Source organism: Kitasatospora sp. NPDC088391 (assembly GCF_044753345.1).
Classification (GTDB): Bacteria; Actinomycetota; Actinomycetes; order Streptomycetales; family Streptomycetaceae; genus Kitasatospora.
Genome location: NZ_JBIVNB010000006.1, coordinates 315,920 through 337,207 on the forward strand (window position 1 = coordinate 315,920; position 21,288 = coordinate 337,207).

The following is a 21,288-nucleotide window of genomic DNA, read 5'->3' on the forward strand; positions in this document are numbered from 1 at the left end:
AGGACGGTGACGGAACCGGGGGCGCGGACGGTGCGGTGCGGTCGTGCGGCGGGCCGTTCCCGGCCCGCGCGGGGCCGGGTCAGCGGCGGTGGCGGCCGTGCGGGTCCGCCTCCGGGGTGTCGTCGCCGGCGTTGGAACCCCGGTGGCGGCCGTGGGCCGCGCCCTCGGGGACGTCCTCGGCGGGGGCCCGGTGGTCGTGCTCGGTGGTGTCGTCGATGGACTCGGACATCAGGTCAGTCTTCTCCGTGCGCAAGGAAGGCGGTCTCGGCGGAAGGCGCGCCGGGAAACACCGCGGCGCGACCGGCGCCGCCCGGAGCCGGGCAGCAGCCGACCGGCCGTCCCCGGAGCAGCCCGCACGGGGCGCACGGCGACAGCCGAATCGCCTCGGAGCCTAACCGAACCGCGCGCCGCCGCGCCGCGTTCCCGCACCGATCGGCGCGCGCCGCCGTCCGGCGGTTCGCCCAGCGGCCCGGACGGCGGCACGGTGGGCGGCCCGGTGGGCGGGGTGCGGCGGGCCGCTCCGCCCGGTTCCCGGCGTTCCGTCAGTTCGCTGGTGCCCGGCGGCAGTTGTCGACCGTTTTGCACCGCTCGGCGGTCTCCGGCCCCGTCGGCGCGTCCAGCAGGGCGGCGCGGTAGTCCGGGTCGGCGAGCAGGTCGGCGTGCGGGCCGACCGCCCGGACCCGGCCGCCGTCCAGCCAGAGCACCAGGTCGGCCCCGGCCGCCACCGCCGTACGGCGGGTCAGCACCAGCCTGGTCCGGCGGTCGGCCGGAGCCGCCGGGCTCCAGGCGGCGTCGTCCAGCACCGTCACCCGGGAGTCGGCCGCTTCCGCCGCGGCCGGGCCCACCAGGCGCGGGCGTTCGAACGCGCAGCCCACCGCCCGGCGCCGCGCCGCCACCGGCAGGGCCGTCACCGGCACCCCGTCCACCAGCACCGCCCCGCCGTCCGGCCGCCGCAGCCCGACCGTCAGCGCCGCCAGCTGCGACCTGCCCGCCCCCGGGCGGCCGACCACCGCGACCGTCCACCCGCCCGGCACCGTCAGTTCCAGCGGGCCGAACACCACCGCGCCCCAGGCGTCCCGCAGCAGCACCGAGCGGAACGCCAACTCGCCCGATCCGTCCGGGAGTTCGCGTGTCGGCCGGGGGAGTCGCGCCGTCGGCCGGCGGAAAGCCGGGCCCGGGTCCAGGCCCAGGGTCAGGGCCGCCCAGCCCACCGCCGCCGCGCACGCGCCCGCCGACAGCCGTCCCGCCGCCGCCAGTTGACCGGCCGTGCCCAGCACCGTCAGCTCCACCGAGGTGACCAGCAGGACCGCCCGCCCCCGGGACGGGCCCGGCCGGGCCGGGCGGAACTCCGCAGTGCTCCGGGCGAACAGCCGCACCAGCAGCACCCCCGGCAGCACCCCGGCGAAGAACGCCGCCGCCAGCCACGGCGACAGCACCGCGAGCCCGACCACCGAGCCCGCCGCCGCCACGGCTCGCACCGCCGCCGTCCGCGCCGACACGACCCGGGCCGCCGTCCGGAACGGGACCGGGATCGGGGCCGCCCGCGCCGACACGGCCAGTGCCAGCAGCGCCGCCGAGCCCCCGGCGGCCCACCCGGCCGCCGGGCCGAACCGCCCGCCCGTCACCACCGCGTCCAGCAGCGCCCCCACGGCCCAGGGGACGGCCGACAGCGACACCGCCCCCAGCGGCACCGCCACCGTCAGCGCGACCGACGACCCACGCACCAAACACTCCAGGCAGATTGAGAAGGGGAAGGGCGCCCCGCGGGACGGCCCGGCGCCGAGCGGGTCCGGCCCGCCGTCGGCACCCTCCGACGGGGCGTCAGTCCGCGCCGCCGGTGCGCAGGAAGACCGCCAGCAGCTCGTGCAGCACCGCCGACCCCTCCTCGGCCAGCAGTTCGTGACCCGCGCCGGCGGCCTCCACGTACCGGAAGTCGAGGCCCTCCGCCCGCCCCAGCCGCAGCAGTTCGTGCCGCAGCGACCGGGACTGCCCGACCGGCACCACCTCGTCCCGGCCGCCGTGCACCACCAGCAGCGGCACCGTCAGCCGGTCCGCCAGCCGCAGCACGTCCCGCGGACCCAGCTCGTCGTCCCACTCGACCTCGCCACCCAGCCGGACGGTCAGCGCCCGGACCGGCTCGGCCCCCTCCGCCAGCAGCCGCGCGCCCGACAGGAACGGCGCCACCACCGCGCACCGGGACACCGCCCCCGCCGGGGCGTGCGCCGTCGCCAGCAGCGCCAGGAACGCCCCGTAGCTCACCCCGAACAGGGCGGGCGGCTCCAACCCCAGCTCCGCCCGCCGCTCCGCCAGACCGGTCAGCAGCGCCAGCACGTCCGCCAGGTCCGGGCCGCCCCAGGCACCGCGGATCGCCGCCGCGTACTCCGGGCCGTACCCCGTCGAACCGCGCTGGTTCGGCGCCACCACCGCCAGGCCCTCCGCCGCCATCCGCTGCAGCGCCGGGTCGAACTCCAGCCGCCAGGCGTCCGCCGGGCCGCCGTGCAGCGCCAGCACCAGGTGCGGCGCCGACAGCCACCGCGCGCCGCCGTACACCACCGCCTCGACCGGACCGGCCGGACCGGCCAGCTCCAGGCAGCGGGCCGCCCGCCACCCGCCGGCGGCGGGCACCGCAGACCCGTCCAGCCGCCAGCCCGGGACGGGCCGCTCCGCCCACCCGTCGCCGCTGTCCAGCGGGGAGCGCGCCGACGGCACCGGGGCGGTCCCGGCGGTCAGCAGCGCCGCCACGTCCAGGGTGGCCAGCGCCGCGGGCCGGTCCGGCGCCGAGTACGGCATCCGCAGGCCCGCCGCCGACCAGTGCCCGACCGCGCCCCACTGCCCGGGCGGGACGGGCAGCGGCTCCAGGCGGCCCTCGCTCGGCCGCCACACGGCCAGCGTGGCCGCCGCGCCCCGGTCGATCTGCAGCACCACCCGCGGTTCCACGCCCGGCAGGTGCGGCGACACCGCCACCGGCCGCAGCAGCCGCCCCGGCCGGTGCAGGCAGTCCGGGAACCTGGCCGGCTCGGCGCCGCCGATCACCGCCCAGCCCAGCCGGTCCACCCCCGGCGCGTCACTGCGCAGCAGGCCCAGGCCGGTCGCCGGGTCGCACAGCAGCAGCCGGTCGCTGCTGCCCTCGCCCAGCTCCAACAGCGGTGTGGTGGCGCCGAGTTCGAAGTCCAGCACGACGGTCTTCACCGGCCCGTCGGCGATCCGGTCCAGGGCCAGCAGCCGACCCGCGGCGTCCAGCCACACCCCGCCGCCGTACAGCCCGGGCAGCTCGGCGACCCGGTGCGGCGCGGACCCGTCCGCGGCCAGCAGCCACACCGTGGTCACCGCCCGGGCGTCCGTGCCGAGCAGCACCGCGACCTGCCCGTCGCCGGGCGCGGCCAGCATCCGCAGCCCCGCCGTCCGCAACCCGGCCAGCACCCGCTCGGGCTCGCCGGCCGCCAGCAGCAGCACCGTGTGCCGGTCGCCGTCGTGCCGGCAGACCAGCACCCGCCCGTCCGGCAGCGCGAGCAGCTGCGACCGCAGGTCCTCCGGCGGCGCCAGCGCCGTCGGGACCGCCGGGCCGGGGCCGTCCAGCCGCCAACTCTCCACCGACCAGCGGCCGTCGGCCCCCGCCGCCAGGCACGCGGCGTGCGAGCCGTCCCCGGCGAACGTGAAACTCAGCCGCCGCAGGACCTGCGGCGCGGTACGCACGACAGCGGCGTCCACCGATCACCTCCGGAACTCGTGGACGGGCGGCCCGGGACCGGGCGGGCGTGCGCCGGGGGACGGCCGATCCCGCCCCCTCGACGGGATCGACCCTCCGCCGCGGCCGCGGCCACGGCCGACGGACGCGGGTGCCGGGGGCGGCCGGAGCGGCCGCCGCGGCCCGGGAGAATGCCCGGGCCGGGAATCCGGTTCGCCTCCGGACCGAATTCCGCTGCGAACGGACCGGCCCGGTGCGGGAATTCCGGCGCTCCGCCGGAACGGGTGGCGCGGAATGCGGCCGGGGAATTCCGGCCGGACGGCCGGGCCGGACAGCGGGAGCCCCCGGCCGCGACCTTCCGGTCGCCGCCGTCTTCCCGGGCTCCAGCACCGGCCGCGGCCGCCCGCGCCACCTCCGCCGACCCGCCGTCCACACCCGGCGCGCCGACGACCGTGACCGGCGGCAGGGTCCCGCGCGGCGGCGTGTCCGCCCCCATCTGCTTCACACCCCTTCGCGGTGGACCAGGCCGGTCCGGTCTGCGGAACCACGAGAGTCCCGGCCGCGCCTGTCGAATTCCGTCGTGTTCCTCGCCCGTCGGGAATTCCGGCCGGTCGCCCGTTCGACCCGGCAGGGTCGAGGCAACTCTCGTTCGCAGGACTGAAGTTACTTTCGAGACGGGGGTGACTCAACGCCGCTGGAGTCACTTCACTCTTAAGGGTGATCGGGCCCGGTTTTCGAATGTGTCCACCTGCGGGCCTGTGAGCAGGGCCGAGCGCGCGGTGGGCGGCCGGGCTCCGTTCCCCGGCGGCCGGGAGGGCCGCCGCGGGCCCGAACCGGCACCCCGCAGCGGGTTGACGGGCAGGTGTGCGACCCGCGGCGGGGCCGGGCGCGGCAGTGCGCGGCGGGGGCCGGCGGGGGGCCGGGTCGGGCCCGGGCGGGGCGGCCCGTGGCACGCGGTAGTCTCGACAGGTGCCGAAACTGTCCGACGTCATCGCCGTGCTCGAAGAGATCTACCCGCCGCAGTGGGCGGAGTCCTGGGACGCGGTCGGCCTGGTCTGCGGCGACCCCGACGCCGAGGTGAACCGGGTGCTGTTCGCCGTCGACCCGGTGCAGGCCGTGGTCGACGAGGCCGTCGAATGGGGCGCCGACCTGGTGGTCACCCACCACCCGCTGTACCTGCGCGGCACCACCACGGTCGCCGCCACCGGCTTCAAGGGCCGGGTGGTGCACACCCTGATCAAGCACGACATCGCGCTGCACGTCGCGCACACCAACGCCGACCACGCCGACCCGGGCGTCTCCGACGCCCTCGCCGAGGCGGTCGGCCTGAAGGTCACCGGCCCGCTGGTGGCCGACCCCACCGACCCGGCCGGCCGGCGCGGCAGCGGCCGGATCGGCGAACTCCCGGAGCCGATGACGCTCGCCGCGTTCGCCGCGCAGGTCGCCGCCGGACTCCCCGCCACCGCCGCGGGCGTCCGCGCCGCCGGCGACCCGGAGCGGCCCGTCCGCCGGGTCGCGGTCTGCGGCGGCTCCGGCGACTCCTTCCTGGCCGAGGCCCGCGGGGCCGGCGTGGACGCCTACGTCACCGCCGACCTGCGCCACCACCCGGCCTCCGAGGCCACCGAGGCGGCCCCCGTCGCCCTGGTCGACGCCGCGCACTGGGCCACCGAGTGGCCCTGGCTGCGGCTCGCCGCCCGCGAACTGCTCGACCGTGCCGACCGGCACGCCTGGCCGCTGGAGACCCGCGTCTCCACCCGGGTCACCGACCCGTGGACGGCGCACGCGCCGATGCCGTACGCCCCCTGACACCCCGTCGAACGAACCCAACAGGAGCCCTGCCGCGTGAACGCCGCGCCCGCCGACCAGATCCGCCTGCTCGACCTGCAGGCCATCGACTCCCGCCTCGACCAGCTGGCCCACCGGCGCCGCACCCTGCCCGAGCACGCCGAGATCGACAAGGCCACCGCCGACCACACCGCCCTGCAGTCCCTGGTGGTCGCCGCCCAGGCCCAGCTCGGCGACACCACCCGTGAACTGGCCAAGGCCGAGGCGGACGTCGAGCAGGTCCGCAGCCGGGCCGCCCGCAACCAGCAGCGGATGGACTCCGGCGCGGTCGGCTCCGCGAAGGACCTGGAGAACCTCCAGCACGAGAACACCTCGCTGGCCAAGCGCCAGGGCGACCTGGAGGACATCGTGCTGGAGGTGATGGAGCGGATGGAGTCCTCGCAGACCCGGGTCACCGAGCTCACCGCCCGCCTGGAGCACTCCTCCGTGGTGGTCGCCGAGGCCGAGGGCCGCCGCGACGCCCAGCTGACCGAGCTCGACACCGAGGCCGAGAAGGTCCGCCGCGACCGCGAGGCCGTCGCCAACGTCGTCCCCGCCGACCTGATGAAGGCGTACACCCGCCTGCGCGAGCAGCAGGGCGGCGTCGGCGCGGCCCGGCTCTACCAGCGCCGCTGCGAGGGCTGCCGCACCGAGTTCTCGATCACCGAGTTCAACGCGATCAAGGCCGAGCCCGCCGACAAGGTGCTGCGCTGCGAGAACTGCGGCCGCATCCTGGTCCGCACCGGCGAGTCGGGCGTCTGACCCGGTGGCCGGCGCCCAGTTCATCGTCCAGGCCGACGGCGGCTCCCGGGGCAACCCGGGGCCGGCCGGCTACGGCGCGGTGGTCCTCGACGCCGGCACCGGCGAGATCCTCGCCGAGGCCGCCGAGTACATCGGCCGGGCCACCAACAACGTCGCCGAGTACAAGGGGCTGATCGCCGGGCTGAAGGCGGCCCGCGACCTCGATCCGGACGCCCGGGTCCTGGTCGAGATGGACTCCAAGCTGGTCGTCGAGCAGATGTCCGGCCGCTGGAAGATCAAGCACCCCGACATGCAGCCGCTCGCCGCCGAGGCCCGGAGCGTCGCCGCGCGCGGCAAGGTCGAGTACAAGTGGATCCCGCGGGAGAAGAACAAGGAGGCCGACCGGCTCGCCAACGAGGCGATGGACGCCGGCAAGCAGGGCCGCCAGTGGGAGCCCAAGGCCCGGCCGGCCGCGGTGCCGGCCGCGCCCGCCGCCGCCCCCGCGCAGGACGAGCCGCTGCCCGCCGCCCCCGCGCCCCGGGCCGGCTGGGCCGGGCCCGCCGACCTCGGCACCCCCACCACCCTGGCGCTGCTGCGGCACGGCGAGACCCCGCTCACCCCGCTCAAGCGCTTCTCCGGCAGCACCGGCACCGACCCCGGCCTGTCCGAGAAGGGCGTCTGGCAGGCCGAGCGGGCCGCCGAGGCGCTGGCCTCCCGCGGCACCGTGCAGGCCGTGGTCAGCTCGCCGATGCTGCGCACCCGGCAGACCGCCGAGGCCGTCGCCCGCCGGCTCGGCCTGGAGGTGCGGATCGAGGAGGGCCTGCGCGAACTCGACTTCGGCGCCTGGGAGGGACTCACCTACGCCGAGGTGATGGAGCGCCACCCCGAGGACCTGAACGCCTTCCTCGCCTCCGCCAAGGCCAAGCCCACCGGCAGCGCCGAATCGCTCACCGGCCTGGCCCAGCGGGTCGGCCAGGCCCGCGACCGGATCATCGCCCGATACCCCGGCAGGACCGTGCTGGTGGTCTCGCACGTCAGCCCGATCAAGTCGCTGGTCCGGCTCGCCCTCGGCGCCCCGCCGGACGCCGTGCACCGGATGGAGCTCTCCGCCGCCTCGCTCTGCGCCGTCCAGTACTACAACGACGGCAACGCCTCGCTGCGGCTGCTCAACGACACCTCGCACCTGCGCTGACCCGCGCGACCGCGCGGACACCGGGCCGCGCGGACACCGGCCCTGACGGCCCGCCACCCGCTCGGGGGGTGGCGGGCCGTCAGCCGTTTCCCCTCGGGCTCGTCCCCTCCGGAGGCGGGCGGCGGTCAGTGGACCTCGGCCACCACGACGTCCAGCTGCCAGGGCTTGCGCTCCGTGCCCCGGGCCGAGACCTCGACCCGGTGGCCGAGCTGCCCCAGCGCCTCCACCAGCTCGCCGGGCGAGGCCGGCTCCAGGCCCGCCGTCAGCAGGTCGCGGACCAGCCGGCCCTTGGTCGCCTTGTTGAAGTGGCTCACCACGGAACGCTTCAGCACCCCGTCTGCCTCGCGCTCGTGCAGCACCCGCACCGTCGCCGTCCGGGCCGCCACCGCGCCCGCGGGCTTCCACGCCGCCGCGTACGCCGAACTGCGCAGGTCCAGCACCAGGCCGTCGGCCGCGACCTCCGGCAGCACCCCGTCCAGCACCCCGCGCCAGTACCCGCCGAGCGCGCCCAGCGGCGGCAGCTTCACCCCCATCGCGCAGCGGTACGGCGGGATGCGGTCGGTGATCCGGACCGCGCCCCACAGGCCGGAGAAGACCAGCAGCGCACGCTCGGCCCGGGCCCGCGCCGCCCCGTCCAGCTTCGCCAGCCCCAGGTTGTCGAACAGCACCCCCGTGTAGACCTCACCGGCCGGCCGGGCCCCCGCGGTCAGCAGCCCCGCGTTCTTGGCCAGCTCCCCGCGCAGGCCCGGGCTCAGCCCCAGCACCTCGGCGGCCCGGTCCTGGTCGCCCGCTGACAGCTCCACCAGCGCCGCCAGCGCCTTCTCCCGGGCCCCGGTCAGCCCCGGCAGCGACAGCCGGGCCACGTCCACCGGCACTCCCGCCTCCGGTGCGGCCTTCCCCTCCGACGGCGGCAGCAGTACCAGCACGGCGACACCTCTTCGACGATCCGTTGCGACACGACCCGTCAACCCTAACGACCCGCCCGCACCCGCCCCGAATCCCGCCGCCCGCACTCCCGCTCGTACCGACGGCACCCCGGCGCCCCCGGACGGCCCCGGGCGGCGACCCGGCCCGCCGCGGCTCCGGTGGGCCGGACGGTCAATCCCCGTGCGCCACAACCCTCTTCACGGCAGGTCCGGCGCGCCGACCGGGCCGCCGCGGCCTACGCTGCGAGCATGCCGCGCCGACACCTCAGCGTCCGGGCCGCCCAGACCGCCAGGATCAACACCGAACTCGCCGACCTCCGGACCCGCCTGGAGATCCGCACCGACTGGCCGCCGGAGGTGCTCGCCGAGGCCGACCGGGCGGCCTCCGTGCCCCGGCTGCCCGAGACCGACGCCACCGACCTGGAGCTCTTCACCCTCGACCCGCCCGGCTCCCGCGACCTCGACCAGGCCATGCACCTGACCCGCCGCGGCACCGGCTACCGCGTCCACTACGCCATCGCGGACGTGCCCGCCTACGTCACCCCCGGCGGCGCCGTCGACACCGAGGCCGCCCACCGCGTCCAGACCCTGTACTTCCCCGACGGCAACGTTCCGCTGCACCCCGCCCGGATCTCCGAGGGCGCCGCCAGCCTGCTGCCCGGCGAACTGCGCCCCGCCCTGCTGTGGCAGCTCGACCTGGACGCCGACGGCGCCCTCGTCCTCGCCGACCTGCGCCGGGCCCGGGTCCGCTCCCGCCGCCGGCTCGACTACGCCACCGTGCAGGGCTGGATCGACGCCGGCGCCGCCGACGAGCAGCTCGACCTGCTCGCCGCGATCGGCGCCCTGCGCGAGGCCCGGGAACGCGACCGCGGCGGCGTCAGCCTGCCGATCCCCGAACAGGAGGTGGAGGACGTCGACGGCGGCTACCGGCTCGGCTACCGGGCACCCCGCCCGGCCGATGGCTGGAACGCCCAGATCTCGCTGCTCACCGGCATGGCCGCCGCCGAACTCATGCTCGACGCCGGGATCGGGCTGCTCCGCACCCTGCCCGCCGCCCCCGACACCGCCTACGCCCGGCTCCGCCGGGTCGCCACCGCGCTCGGCGTCGACTGGCCCGCCGACCTGCCCTACCCCGAACTGGTCCGCTCGCTCGACCCGGGCCGCACCGCCGACGCCGCCTTCCTCAACGAGTGCACCGGCCTGCTCCGCGGCGCCGGCTACCGGGCCTTCGACACCGCCCGCGGCACCGCCCCGCCCGCCGACCCCGGCCACGCCGCGCTGGCCGCCCCCTACGCGCACTGCACCGCCCCGCTGCGCCGGCTCGGCGACCGCTACGCGCTGGAGATCTGCCTGGCCGTGGCGGGCGGCACCGACGTGCCGGTCTGGGTCCGGGACGCCCTGCCGCTGCTGCCCGGCCTGCTGGAGGGCGGCGACCGGCGGGCCCACGAGGTGGAGCGCGCCTGCGTGGACCTGATCGAGGCCGAACTGCTGCGCGGCCGGGAGGGCGAGGACTTCGAGGCCGTGGTGGTCGACGTCGACGGACGCCGGCCGACCGTCGGCACCGTCCAACTGCGCGACCCCGCGGTGGTCGCCAAGTGCGACGCCCCCGACCCGCTGCCGCTCGGCCACCGCGTCACCGTCCGGCTGACCCTCGCCGACCCGGCCACCCGCGCCGTTCGCTTCACGCTGGCCCCCGGCTGAGCGGTCGGGCCGGTGTGTGGGTGAGCGGGTGTTGTGGGTGGGCGGCCGGTCGGGCCGAGGGGTGGGCGGCCGTGCGGGGCGGCCGAGTTGGGGCCGGGGGCCCGGTGCGATGATCGGAGGGTGAGCCGAGAGATCACCGCCCCGGACCGCCGCCACCGGCTGCTGATCCTGGCGATCTGCTGCCTGAGCCTGTTCATCGTCGGTCTGGACAACACCGTCGTGAACGTGGCCCTCCCCGCGATCCAGCGCGACCTGGACGCGCCCGCCTCCGGCCTGCAGTGGGTGATCGACGCCTACACCCTGGTGCTGGCCGCGCTGCTGATGCTGTCCGGGTCGGTGGCCGACCGGATCGGCCGCAAGCGGGTGTTCACCGCCGGGCTGCTGCTGTTCGTGCTCGGCTCGCTGCTGTGCAGCCTCGCGCCCGGGCTGGGCTGGCTGATCGGGTTTCGCGCGGTGCAGGCGGTCGGCGGGTCGATGATGAACCCGGTGGCGATGTCGATCATCACCAACACCTTCACCGATCCGAAGGAGCGGGCCCGGGCGATCGGCGTCTGGGGCGGCGTGGTCGGCATCAGCATGGCGCTCGGGCCGCTGATCGGCGGCTTCCTGGTGGACAGCGCGGGCTGGCCGGCGATCTTCCTGATCAACGTGCCGGTGGGGCTGGCGGCCTGTCTGCTGACGGTCCGGCACGTCCCCGAGTCGCGGTCGCCCCGGCCGCGCCGACTGGACCCGGTCGGGCAGCTGCTGATGGTGCTGCTGCTGGGCTGCGGCACGGCCGCGATCATCGAGGGCCCCGGCCGGGGCTGGACCTCGCCCGGCATCCTGGCCCTGATCGGGCTGGCCCTCGGCGCGCTGCTGGCCTTCCCGCTGTGGGAGCGCCGGGTCGCCGAGCCGCTGATCGACCCGCGGTTCTTCCGCAGCGCGCCGTTCACCGGCGCCACCGTCACGGCGGTGTGCGCCTTCGCCGCGCTCGGCGGCTTCCTGTTCATGAACACCCTGTACCTGCAGGACGTCCGGCACTGCGACCCGGTCGAGGCCGGCCTGTGGACCCTCCCGATGGCCGGGCTCACCCTGGTCGCCGCCCCGCTGTCCGGCCGGATCGTGGCCGCCCGCGGCCCGCGCCTGCCGCTGCTGACGGCCGGGGCGACGATGGCCGCCGCCGGGCTGCTGCTGACCCGGCTGACCGCGGACTCCCCGGCGCTCCTGCTGCTGCCCGCCTACGCGCTGTTCGGGCTCGGGTTCGGCCTGGTGAACGCGCCGATCACCAACTCCGCGGTCTCCGGGATGCCGCGCGCCCAGGCGGGCGTGGCCGCCGCGGTGGCCTCCACCAGCCGACAGGTCGGGCAGTCGCTGGGCGTCGCGGTGATCGGCACCGTGGTCACCGGCGCGGTCGCCCGGGCCGGCGGCTTCGCCCCCGCCACCCACGCCGGCTGGTGGATCGTCGCGGGCCTGGGCCTGACCGTCCTGCTGCTCGGGCTGGCCACCACCACCCCCTGGGCGGCCGGCACCGCGGCCCGGGTCGCGGCGCGTTTCGACCGGACGCCGGGCGGGGTGCGGGAGGAGCCCGCCGACCGGCTACGATGACCAGTACGGCGGACGAGCCGGCCGGGCGGTCGCGTCGGGTCCTTCGGGACCCGCCGAGGAACGTCCGGGCTCCACAGAGCAGGGTGGTGGGTAACGCCCACCCGGGGTGACCCGCGGGACAGTGCCACAGAAAGCAGACCGCCCACCGCTTCGGCGGAGGGTAAGGGTGAAACGGTGGTGTAAGAGACCACCAGCGACCGAGGTGACTCGGCCGGCTCGGTAAACCCCACTCGGAGCAAGGTCAAGATCGGTGCCTCCGGGCACCGTGCGCGGGTGTTCGAGGGCTGCTCGCCCGAGCTCGCGGGTAGACCGCACGAGGCTGTCGGCAACGGCAGCCCTAGATGGATGGCCGCCTCCCCGGGCCGCGCAAGCACCCCGGGAGACAGAACCCGGCGTACAGGCCGACTCGTCCGCCGCCCCACGCCTCCGCCGGACCACCGGCAGCCGGTACGGGCCCGGCCGCGACACCGCGGCCGGGCCCGTACCGGTTCTACGCCCCTGTGGCCCTGTCGTGCCTTCCGAGGCCTTCCGGGGCCTTCCAGGGTCCGACGGCGGGTCAGCCGGCGACGGAGCTGTTGTAGCTCTCGATGGCGGGCTGCAATTCCTTGGCGGCGTCGGTGAGCGCCTGCTGGGCGGTCTTGGAGCCGGAGACGGTCTGCTCGATGGCGGTCTCCACGCCCTTGCGGGCCTGCGGCATCACGCCGAGCAGGCAGCCGGCCGTGGCCGGGGTGGGCTTGGTGGCCTTCAGCTGGTCGATCGCGGTCTGGAACTGCGGGTACTTGGCCACCCACTCCTTGTCGGCCGCGACGTCCAGGGCCTTGGTGTTGACCGGGAAGTAGCCGGTGCCGGTGTGCCAGACGGCCTGCTGCTCGGGCTCGGAGAGGAACTTCTCGAACTCCCAGGAGGCCCGCTTCTGGGCGTCGGAGTGGCCCGGGCCGGAGATCCACAGCGAGGCGCCGCCGATCACCGGGCCGCCCTGGTCGGCGGCGACGGTCTTCGGGAACGGGGCGGTGCCGACCGCGAACTTGGCGGCCTCGGTGTAGCCCCGCAGCACGCCGGTCGACTCCAGGTGCATGGCGACCGTCCCGGCCTTGAACGCGGCCTGGGCGTCGGCGGTCTGCCGGCCGGTGTTGGCGGCGTAGCCGCCCTTGACCAGGTCCGCCCACCACTGGACGATCTCGGCGCCCTTGGCGGTGTCGAAGGTGACCTTGGTGGCCTTGGCGTCCCGGCCGTTGTTGCCGTCGCAGTACAGCGCGCCGGACTCGGCCAGCAGCTGCTCGACGAACCAGCCGTAGACGGCCGCGCCGAAGCCGTAGCGGACGGTCTGCCCGCTGGCGTCCTTCTTGGTCAGCTTCTGGGCGAGGTCGCCGAGTTCGGCCAGCGTGGTCGGCGGCTTGGCCGGGTCGAGGCCGGCGTCCTTGAAGGCGTCGTCGTTCAGGTAGAGCAGCGGCAGCGAGGAGTTGAAGGGCATCGAGGCGAGCTTGCCGCCGACCGAGTAGTAGTTGCGGATGTTGGGCTGCAGGTCGTCCAGCGAGTAGCCGTCCTTGTCGGCGAAGGCCTGGGCCGGGACGGTCTGCTTGGAGTCGATCATGAACCGGGTGCCGATGTCGTAGACCTGCACCACGGCGGGGGTGGCCTTCTGCTGCACGGACGCCTTGTACTTGGCGATCAGGTCGTCGTAGGTGCCCTGGAACAGCGGCTTCACCTCGATCTTGCCCTGGTGCGCGGCGTTGAACTTGTTCACCAGGGTGGTGAGCGTCTCGGCGTTCTTGCCGGTCATCGAGTGCCAGAACTCGACGCCGGTCACCCCCGTGGCCTGGTCGAGCGCCGAGGCGGGCGGGGCGGCGGAGTCGCCGGAGGCACCGCCGCCGGAGCTGCCGGAGGTACAGGCCGTCAGGGCCAGGCCGGAGACCAGCAGGGCGGCGAGCGCGCGGGCACTCTTCTTCACGGGGCTTCTCTCTTCTGCGAGGGTGGGGTACCGGGAGCGTCGAGCGGGCTGGACGGTCGAGCGGCTTCGGTGGCCGACGGGGCGTCAGCGGGGCGGGGGCGTCAGCGGATCGCCCCGGCGGTCAGGCCGCGGACGATGAAGCGCTGGCCGAACAGCACCAGCAGCAGGGTGGGCAGCAGCGAGAGCACCACGCCGGCCAGGATCAGCCCCGGGTCGGCCATCTCGGAGTCCCGCAGCGAGGACAGGCCGATCTGCAGGGTCTGCATCTCCGCGGTACGGGTGATGATCAGCGGCCAGAAGTACTGGTTCCAGGCGGACAGGAACACGTAGACGGCGAGCGCCGCCAGCACCGGCTTGTTCAGCGGCACCAGGATGCGCCACAGGAAGCGCCAGTGCCCGGCCCCGTCGATCCGGGCGGCGTCCCGCAGTTCGGCCGGGAACTGGCGGAAGGACTGCCGGAGCAGGAAGGTGCCGAAGCCGGAGGCCAGGAACGGGAGCACCAGCCCGAAGTAGGTGTTCCCGAGCCCCCAGCCCGACAGTGTCAGGTAGTTGGGGATGACCACGGACTCCCACGGGACCATCAGGGTCGCCAGGAACAGCCCGAACACCACCGCGCGGCCGCGCATCGGCAGGAAGACGAAGGCGTACGCGGCGAGCACCGAGGTGAACAGCTGGGCCGCGGTGATGACGGCCGCCACCAGCAGCGAGTTGGCGTACTGGCGGACCAGCGGGACGGCGTGCACGGCGCCGGAGAAGTTCCGCCCGGTGACAGAGTGCGGCACCAGCGCGGGCGGGTAGGTGGCGATCTCGTCCGGGCGCATGAAGGCGCCGGCGAAGACGTAGTAGACCGGGAACGCGACCGTCAGCACGGCGGCGATCAGCAGCAGGTACACGGCGGCGCGGCCCAGGCGGGCCCGCAGCGGGAGGCCCGGCCGGTGGGCGCGGGCGGGCCGGGGCGCGGTCGGCGCACCGGCGGGTCGGCCGGCGGGGGCCCCGGTGTCGGTGAGGGTGGTCATGCGTAGTGCACCTTCCGCTCCAGGGCCCCGAACTGGACGGCGGTGCAGGCCAGGACGACGACCAGCAGCACCACGGCCTGGGCGCTGGCGGTGCCGAAGTCGCTGGAGCCGTAGGCGAAGGCCTTCTGGTAGACGGAGTAGACCAGGGTGCGGGTCGCGCCGTCCGGGCCGCCCCTGGTGAGGATGTGGATCTGGCCGAAGCTCTGCAGGGCGTTGACCGTGGAGACGACGACCAGGAAGAACAGGCTGGGCCCGAGCATCGGCACCGTGATCGACCGGGCCAGCCGGAGCCCCGAGGCACCGTCGAGCCGGGCGGCTTCGGTGATCTCGTCGGGGATGGAGCCGATGCCCGCCGAGAGCACCAGCACGTTGTAGCCGAGGTTCATCCAGATCGTCGACGCCGAGATCGAGAGCAGGGCGTACCCGGAGTCGGTGAGCCAGCCGACCGGGCCCAGGCCGAGGGTGGAGAGCAGCCCGTTGAGGACCCCGCTGGCGGGGTTGTAGAAGACCGAGAAGACCACCGAGGCGCTGGCCACCGAGAAGGCGAACGGCAGCGCGAAGGCCGAGCGCAGCAGCCGGACCCCGCGGATCCGGTTCTCCAGCAGCAGCACCAGGACCAGCGCCCCGAGCACCCCGGGCACGACGGTGAGCAGCACGAACAGGGCGGTGGTCAGCAGGGTGTCGCGGAACTCGGCGGAGGCGAGCAGATCGGTGTAGTGCTTCGTGCCGACGTAGGTCGAAGGTGCGCCGAAGAGGTCGTTGGCGTGCGCGCTCAAGTAGAGGGTGCGGCCCAGGGGATAGGCGATGAAGAGGGCGAAGACCACCACCGAGGGGAGCAGGAACGCCCAGGCGAGCCCGTGTTCGCCGAGGCGTCGGGGCGGCGTCGGGGGTCTTGGTGCGGTCGGCATCGGTGGCGTCCGCCTTTCGTGGTGTCGGTTCCGGCCAAACCGTGTCGCGCCCGAACGACAGGTCGGCGAGGTGCGGGTGAGCGGAGGGTGGCGCGTTTCTTACGCGTTCGCGTCAGACCCGCTGGGCCTGGTGTGGCTACCCCTCTTCCGCCACTTCTGCACCTCCCGGTGCCCGGAGGTTCGTCGACCCCGGCGGTTGGCCTGATCGGATGCCTCCGCCCGTGCCCCGACACGCTGTTCAGTTCTCAAGGTGCGGATGGCGGACCCCGAGGTCCGCGCGCGGTTCAGCGCAGCAGGCGGCGCTCCTTGGCGATGGCCACCGCGCCGGACCTGGTGTCCACGCCGAGCTTGGCGTAGATCCGGCCGAGGTGGGTCTTCACCGTCGCCTCGCTGATGAACAGCGCCCGGGCGATCTCCTTGTTGCCGAGGCCCTGGCCCAGCTGGTCGAGGATGTCCTGTTCGCGGTCGGTGAGTTGGGGGAGCGGGGAGCGCATCTGGGCCATCACCCGGGAGGCGATCGGCGGGGAGAGGGCCGGTCGGCCGGCGGCCGCGGAGCGGATGGCCGCGAACAGCTCCTCCGGCTTCTCGGCCTTCAGCAGGTAGCCGGTCGCGCCCGCGTTGATGGCGCGGGTGATGTCGGTGTCGGTGTCGAAGGTGGTCAGCACCAGGACGTGGCTGTCGCCCGGCCCGGCGAGGATGCGGCGGGTGGCCTCCACCCCGTCGATCCCGCTGCCGAGCTGAAGGTCCATCAGCACCACGTCGGGTCGGAGCGAGGCGGCCATCGAGACCGCCTCCTCGCCGGTGCTGACCTCGCCGATCACCTCGATCTCCGGGTCGCTGGACAGCAGCGCCAACAGCCCGGCCCGGACCATGGCGTGGTCGTCGCAGACGATCAGCCGGACCGTGTCGTTCATGTGCCCTCGCTTCTGTGCGTACGTGCGTGTCGGTCGTCGGCGACGCTACCGGCCCCGGGCCGGACGCCCCGTCAGCGGTTGGCAAGCGGGATGGCCGCCGAGACCACGGTGCCCTCGCCGGGCGCCGATTCGATGGTGAGCGTGCCGCCGAGCTGCCGCAGCCGGGCCCGCATCGCCGGGAGCCCGTGCCCCCGGTCGGTGCCCCCGCCCCCGGTCGGCTCGTGCTTCCAGCGGCCGCCGCCGGCCCGGATGCCGCCCTCGGCGGCCCGGCTGTTCCGCCCGGCCCGGGACGGGGTGAAGCCGCGGCCGTCGTCCGCGACGTCCAGGACGGCCTGGTCGCCGAGGTAGGACAGCGTGATCGAGGCGTTGGCGGCCTGCGCGTGCTCCCTGATGTTCGCCAGCGCGCCCTGCGCGATCCGCAGCAGCGCGGACTGCGCGGCGGCCGGCATCGGTATCGGCGGCCCGTCCAGGTGGAAGCGGACGGCCAGGCCGCTCTCCGCGGCCTCCCGGTCGGCGAGTGCCTCCAACGCGGCCTCCAGAGTGCCCTGTTCGGCCAGATCGGCCGGGGCGAGGTCGTGGACGAAGCGCCTGGCCTCCGCGAGGTTCCGGGCGGCGATGGCCGCCGCCGTCCGGACGTGGCCGCGGGCGGCCTCCGGGTCCTGCTCCCACGTGCGGTCGGCGGCCTGCAGCAGCATCTGCTGGCTCGACAGGCCCTGGGCCAGCGTGTCGTGGATCTCGACGGACAGCCGCTCCCGCTCGGAGAGCGCGCCCTGGCGGCGCTCCACCGCGGCCAGCTCGCGCCGGGTGCGGATCAGGTCGATGATCAGCTTCCGCTGCCGGGCGCCCTGCCGCTGCATGTAGAGGAACACCGCGGTGGCCAGTGCCGCGACCGCCGGCGGCAGCAGCGGCAGCGTCGGGTCGAAGTCGCCGGGCAGGCGCAGCTCGGAGACCATCACCAGCAGCGTCAGCGCCGTCACCAGCGGGATCGCCGTACGGGGCGGCAGCGACCGGAGCACCGTGTACACCAGCGGGATGGCGCACCAGGCGAAGCTCGGCGCCATCAGCACCAGCACCGCCCAGCAGGCCAGCACCGAGAGCAGCCAGGGCGTCCGCCGCTCGGACAGCCCCGACAGGTGGCCGATCGCCAGCGCGACGCTCAGCCCGACCACCCACGGCGTCAGCGCGCTGTGGAAGTGGTGCGTCAGGTAGCGCACCAGCGAGGTGCCCAGCAGCAGCAGGAAGGCCAGCCGCAGGACGACCGTCAGCCAGCCCACGTCCGGATCGGCGGCCCGGGACAGGGGTGGACGCATGATGGCTACCTCCTTCGTTCGCGTGCGGGAGGCATCGGCGCCACCGCCCACGACCGGCCCCGCACTGACGCGAAGTCACTTTCGATCACGGCGGCTCACGCTGAGTGATGCCTGCTCCAGTGATAGTGGCCCGGTATCCGGCCCCGCACATCCACCGATCGGTTGACACGGATGTCCTCCATCATGCCGCGCGGAGCGAGCCGGTTCGCCGATCCGGGACCGGGGGTCGAGGGCGAAACATGGATGTCGAGGCCGGAACACCGCAGGGGTCCGGCGCCGAACCGCAGCAACCGACACCGCCACACCACAGGAGCCGAAGATGAAGAAGCTGAGCACCCGCGCCCGTATCGCCACCGCCGCCGTCGCCGTCGCCGCGGTCGGCACGGGTGTCGTCGGCGCGGTCTCCGCCAGCGCCGAGACCCCGCAGGCCGCCCCCGCCGCCGCCAAGTCCGACGTGCAGAACAAGAACACCTTCGAGAGCCAGCACCTCACCGTCGACGCCGCCACCCGCGCCGCCCAGGCCAGCCTGGACGCCGCCGCCAAGGCCGGCCAGAAGATCTCCGTCGCCGTCGTGGACCGCAACGGCAACGTCATCGTCGAGCTGCGCGGCGACGGCGCCGGCCCTCAGTCCTTCGAATCCGCGGAGCGCAAGGCCTACACCGCCGTCTCCTGGAACGCCCCCACCTCCGAGCTGGCCAAGCGCCTCGCCCAGACCCCCAACCTGAAGGACATCCCCGGCACGCTGTTCCTCGGCGGCGGCGCCCCGGTCCAGTCCAAGGGCGCCCCGATCGCCGCCGTCGGCGTGGCCGGCGCCCCCAGCGGCGACCTCGACGAGCAGTTCGCCCAGGCCGGTGTCGCCGCTCTGGGCAAGTGAACCGGCCCCGCCCCCGGAGCCGACGCACCACCACCCGGAGCCGACGCACCACCCGCACGGCCCGCGGGCCCGCCCCTCACCGGGGCGGCCCCGCGGGCCGGGTCGGCCTCCCCGGGCCCGAAGACCCGAGCAGGAGCACGCATGCAGAAGTGGAACGGAAGGAGAGTCGGAGTGCGGCCCGCCGGGCGGGTCAGTCCTCCCGGTAGACGCACAGCGCCCAGATCACGAAGACGTCCAGCGCGATGATCACCAGGGACCACAGCGGATAGTACGGAAGCGAGAGGAAGCTGCCGATCAGGCTGAGCGAGGCCAGGAAGATACCGGCGATCCGCGCCCAGGCGGCCCCCTTGATCAGGAAGAAACCGGTCACGGCCACCAGCGCGCCGATCACGAGGTGAATCCAACCCCAGGAGGTGAGGTCGAACTTGAAGATGTACCGCGGCGTGGTGACGAACACCTCGTCCTCCGCGATGGCCATGATCCCGTGGAACACCTCCAGGATGCCGTCCACCAACATGACCACACCGGCGAACAGCACCATTCCGGACACCCACGGCTTGTTGCCCGGAGGCCGGGCGGCGCCGGACCGGGAACCGGGGGGCGGGGTCGCAGTCGGGCCGACAGATGTACTCATGGAACCTCCCAAGCCGAAGCTGGTCCTGTGCCGACCCTCGGCCACCGACCCGGCCGCGGCATCCGGGCGACTCCGAGCGGGTGAACTTCGCGGCCGCCGGCATACTCCGCCGAGGGCCCCACTACCGGATCGCCCGAACAGCGGACGCTGTGTTTACTGGTCACAGAGCCCGGGCGCGCGGCGAGGAGGTGCGGCAGCCATGGCCGACAGCTCCGTCGACGACCTCTGGCACGACCTGCCGCAGCCCCTCCGCCAGGTGCTCGACGGCACCCCGGCCGGGGTCGCCGTCCTCGACACCGCCCTGCGCTACCGCTACGTCAACCCCGCGCTGGCCGCGATGAACGGCATCCCCGCCGAGCTCCACCTCGGCCGCACCATCGCCCAACTCCTCCCCGACATCGACGCCCGGGAGGACGTCCTGCGCGCCGTGCTCGCCGACGGCCTCCCCCGCGAGGTCACCTCCAGCGGCCACACCCGCGCGGCCTCCCCGACGCACCGGCGGTACTGGCACGGCGCCTACCACCGGCTGGAGTCCGGCGGCCGGACCGTCGGCCTGGTCGGCATGGTGCTGGAGGTCACCGCCTCCCGCCGGCAGCAGCTCGAACTCGAACAGGCCCGGGCCCGGCTCGCCCTGCTCGACACCGCCGCCACCCGGATCGGCACCACCCTCGACGTCGACACCACCTGCGGCGAACTCGCCGCCTTCCTGGTCGAGCACCTGGCCGACGCCGCCGTCGTCGAACTGCTCCCCGAGCCGGACACCCGGCACGCCCGCCCGCAGGCCGACGGCACCCGCCGACTGCGCCGCGCCGCACTGGCCGCCGACCCCGAACTCGTCGACCGGCTCCGCCGACTCGGCGACCGCGGCGACCACGTCGACCACCGGCCGGGCTCCGTCGTCCCGCGCTGCCTGGCCGACGGCCTCCCGATCGTCGAGAGCCTGCTGACCGACGAGGAGCCGACCGACGAGGAGCCGGTCCGCTCCACCCCCGACGCCGCCCGGACGGCGTTCTACCGGGAGGTCGGCGCCCACTCCGGGCTGACCGTCCCGCTCACCGCGCGCGGCCAGCGGATCGGCACCGTCACACTGCTGCGGGCCGGGGCCTCGCCGGGCTTCGACCCGGACGACGCGGTCGCCGCCCAGGACCTCGCCCGCCGCGCCGCCATCACGCTCGACAACGCCCGCCGCTACAGCCGCGAGCACGACGTCGCCGTCGACCTGCAACGCGCCATGCTCGCCCAGCCCGGCCACCCGCACCCCGACATCGAGGTCGCCTTCCGGTACCGCCCGGCCGGCACCGGCGCCCTGATCGGCGGCGACTGGTACGAGACGGTGGCCCTGCCCGACGGGCGCACCGTGCTCGCCATCGGCGACGTGATGGGCCACGGCATCGAGGCCGCCGCCCACATGAGCCACTACCAGGCGATGCTCCGGGCGACGGCCCTGCTGGAGCCGACCGCCGACCGGCTGCTGGCCCGGATGGACGCCCTGGCCTGCGAGGTGCACGACTACCGCCCGTCCACCTGCCTGGCCGTCTACGCCGAGCCCGCCCGCGGCCGGTTCGGCTTCGCCAGCGCCGGCCACCTGCCGCCCGTGGTGGTCCGGCCCGACGGCCGGGTGTCCCTGCTGCCGGTCGAGCCCGGTCCGCCGCTCGGCACCGGCCTCCGCGGCTACGCCCCCGGCACGGTGGTGCTGCCGCCCGGCCACACCCTGCTGCTGTTCACCGACGGCCTGGTCGAACGCCGCGACGAGGACATCGACCGCTCACTGGCCCGGCTCACCGCCCTCCGACTGCCCGCCGGGGCCGGCCCCGCCCGGCTGCTCGACGCGGTGCTGGCCGATGCCCCCTCCCCGGCGGAGGACGACATCGCCCTGCTCGCTGCCACCCCGATACGTCCCGAGCCAGGCCCGGGCGGCCCGGGACGGCTCCGCAGCCGCGAGGTGCTCACGGTCCTGCCGGGCGGCCGCTGGGCCCCGGCGGGCTGACCCACCGTCAACGCGGAAGCGCCGGACCAGTGAGAGCCGTCAGG

General features: G+C 75.2%; 17 protein-coding genes and 1 other RNA gene. 8 read left to right on the forward strand and 10 right to left on the reverse strand.

Features of this window, described 5'->3' with window-relative positions:
• Positions 1-79: 79 nt before the first annotated feature.
• From ACIQBJ_RS20660 to ACIQBJ_RS20670, 3 genes are all read right to left on the reverse strand, one after another.
• Positions 80-229: a hypothetical protein gene (locus ACIQBJ_RS20660; RefSeq protein WP_400712184.1), complete on the reverse strand. Its 150-nt coding sequence runs from the start codon at positions 227-229 to the stop codon at positions 80-82.
• A 313-nt stretch (positions 230-542) separates the two neighbouring features.
• Positions 543-1,724, reverse strand: coding sequence for an ATP-binding cassette domain-containing protein (locus ACIQBJ_RS20665; protein WP_400712187.1), 1,182 nt, complete (start codon positions 1,722-1,724; stop codon positions 543-545).
• 97 nt (positions 1,725-1,821) lie between these two features.
• On the reverse strand, positions 1,822-3,708 hold the full coding sequence (locus ACIQBJ_RS20670) for an alpha/beta fold hydrolase (RefSeq protein WP_400712190.1): 1,887 nt from the start codon (positions 3,706-3,708) through the stop codon (positions 1,822-1,824).
• A gap of 946 nt (positions 3,709-4,654) precedes the next feature.
• On the opposite strand from ACIQBJ_RS20670, the gene ACIQBJ_RS20675 reads away from it, so the two are divergent.
• The 3 genes from ACIQBJ_RS20675 to ACIQBJ_RS20685 are packed head-to-tail and all read left to right on the forward strand — an operon-like array spanning position 4,655 to position 7,442.
• Positions 4,655-5,491: a Nif3-like dinuclear metal center hexameric protein gene (locus tag ACIQBJ_RS20675; protein WP_400712193.1), complete on the forward strand. Its 837-nt coding sequence runs from the start codon at positions 4,655-4,657 to the stop codon at positions 5,489-5,491.
• A 36-nt stretch (positions 5,492-5,527) separates the two neighbouring features.
• Positions 5,528-6,271, forward strand: coding sequence for a zinc ribbon domain-containing protein (locus ACIQBJ_RS20680; protein WP_400712196.1), 744 nt, complete (start codon positions 5,528-5,530; stop codon positions 6,269-6,271).
• A gap of 4 nt (positions 6,272-6,275) precedes the next feature.
• Positions 6,276-7,442, forward strand: coding sequence for a bifunctional RNase H/acid phosphatase (locus tag ACIQBJ_RS20685; protein WP_400712199.1), 1,167 nt, complete (start codon positions 6,276-6,278; stop codon positions 7,440-7,442).
• Between the two features lie 125 nt (positions 7,443-7,567).
• On the opposite strand, the gene yaaA is transcribed toward ACIQBJ_RS20685, so the two are convergent.
• Positions 7,568-8,368 (reverse strand): peroxide stress protein YaaA, encoded by an 801-nt coding sequence (yaaA, locus tag ACIQBJ_RS20690; protein WP_400712202.1) that lies wholly within the window; start codon positions 8,366-8,368, stop codon positions 7,568-7,570.
• A gap of 249 nt (positions 8,369-8,617) precedes the next feature.
• Between yaaA and ACIQBJ_RS20695 the strand changes: the two genes are divergently transcribed.
• The 3 genes from ACIQBJ_RS20695 (at position 8,618) to rnpB (ending at position 12,066) form a co-directional block, all read left to right on the forward strand.
• Entirely contained in the window at positions 8,618-10,069 is a 1,452-nt protein-coding gene (locus tag ACIQBJ_RS20695; protein ID WP_400712205.1) for an RNB domain-containing ribonuclease, read from the forward strand.
• A gap of 120 nt (positions 10,070-10,189) precedes the next feature.
• Positions 10,190-11,653 carry an MFS transporter gene (locus tag ACIQBJ_RS20700; RefSeq protein ID WP_400712208.1) on the forward strand — a complete coding sequence of 488 codons (1,464 nt, stop codon included), beginning with the start codon at positions 10,190-10,192 and terminating at the stop codon, positions 11,651-11,653.
• A 13-nt stretch (positions 11,654-11,666) separates the two neighbouring features.
• Positions 11,667-12,066: RNase P RNA component class A (rnpB, locus tag ACIQBJ_RS20705), an RNA gene on the forward strand.
• A 143-nt stretch (positions 12,067-12,209) separates the two neighbouring features.
• Here the strand turns inward: rnpB and ACIQBJ_RS20710 are convergent.
• The 5 genes from ACIQBJ_RS20710 to ACIQBJ_RS20730 all read right to left on the reverse strand — a co-directional run bounded on the left by ACIQBJ_RS20710 (position 12,210) and on the right by ACIQBJ_RS20730 (position 17,749).
• Positions 12,210-13,601 carry an ABC transporter substrate-binding protein gene (locus ACIQBJ_RS20710; protein ID WP_400712211.1) on the reverse strand — a complete coding sequence of 464 codons (1,392 nt, stop codon included), beginning with the start codon at positions 13,599-13,601 and terminating at the stop codon, positions 12,210-12,212.
• A gap of 101 nt (positions 13,602-13,702) precedes the next feature.
• Entirely contained in the window at positions 13,703-14,617 is a 915-nt protein-coding gene (locus ACIQBJ_RS20715; protein ID WP_400712214.1) for a carbohydrate ABC transporter permease, read from the reverse strand.
• A complete protein-coding gene (locus ACIQBJ_RS20720) occupies positions 14,614-15,525 on the reverse strand; it encodes a carbohydrate ABC transporter permease (RefSeq protein ID WP_400712217.1) in 912 nt (303 codons plus the stop codon). The genes ACIQBJ_RS20715 and ACIQBJ_RS20720 overlap by 4 nt, the downstream gene beginning before the upstream one ends.
• A 284-nt stretch (positions 15,526-15,809) precedes the next feature.
• Positions 15,810-16,439 carry a response regulator gene (locus ACIQBJ_RS20725; protein ID WP_400712220.1) on the reverse strand — a complete coding sequence of 210 codons (630 nt, stop codon included), beginning with the start codon at positions 16,437-16,439 and terminating at the stop codon, positions 15,810-15,812.
• 71 nt (positions 16,440-16,510) lie between these two features.
• Entirely contained in the window at positions 16,511-17,749 is a 1,239-nt protein-coding gene (locus ACIQBJ_RS20730; protein WP_400712223.1) for a sensor histidine kinase, read from the reverse strand.
• Between the two features lie 319 nt (positions 17,750-18,068).
• On the opposite strand from ACIQBJ_RS20730, the gene ACIQBJ_RS20735 reads away from it, so the two are divergent.
• Positions 18,069-18,623, forward strand: coding sequence for a heme-binding protein (locus ACIQBJ_RS20735; RefSeq protein ID WP_400712225.1), 555 nt, complete (start codon positions 18,069-18,071; stop codon positions 18,621-18,623).
• A gap of 190 nt (positions 18,624-18,813) precedes the next feature.
• Here ACIQBJ_RS20735 and ACIQBJ_RS20740 read toward each other — a convergent pair whose 3' ends face one another.
• Positions 18,814-19,257, reverse strand: a complete 444-nt coding sequence (locus tag ACIQBJ_RS20740) for a hypothetical protein (RefSeq protein ID WP_400712227.1) — start codon at positions 19,255-19,257, stop codon at positions 18,814-18,816.
• Between the two features lie 199 nt (positions 19,258-19,456).
• On the opposite strand from ACIQBJ_RS20740, the gene ACIQBJ_RS20745 reads away from it, so the two are divergent.
• Positions 19,457-21,244 carry a SpoIIE family protein phosphatase gene (locus tag ACIQBJ_RS20745; RefSeq protein WP_400712229.1) on the forward strand — a complete coding sequence of 596 codons (1,788 nt, stop codon included), beginning with the start codon at positions 19,457-19,459 and terminating at the stop codon, positions 21,242-21,244.
• Positions 21,245-21,288: the final 44 nt, after the last annotated feature.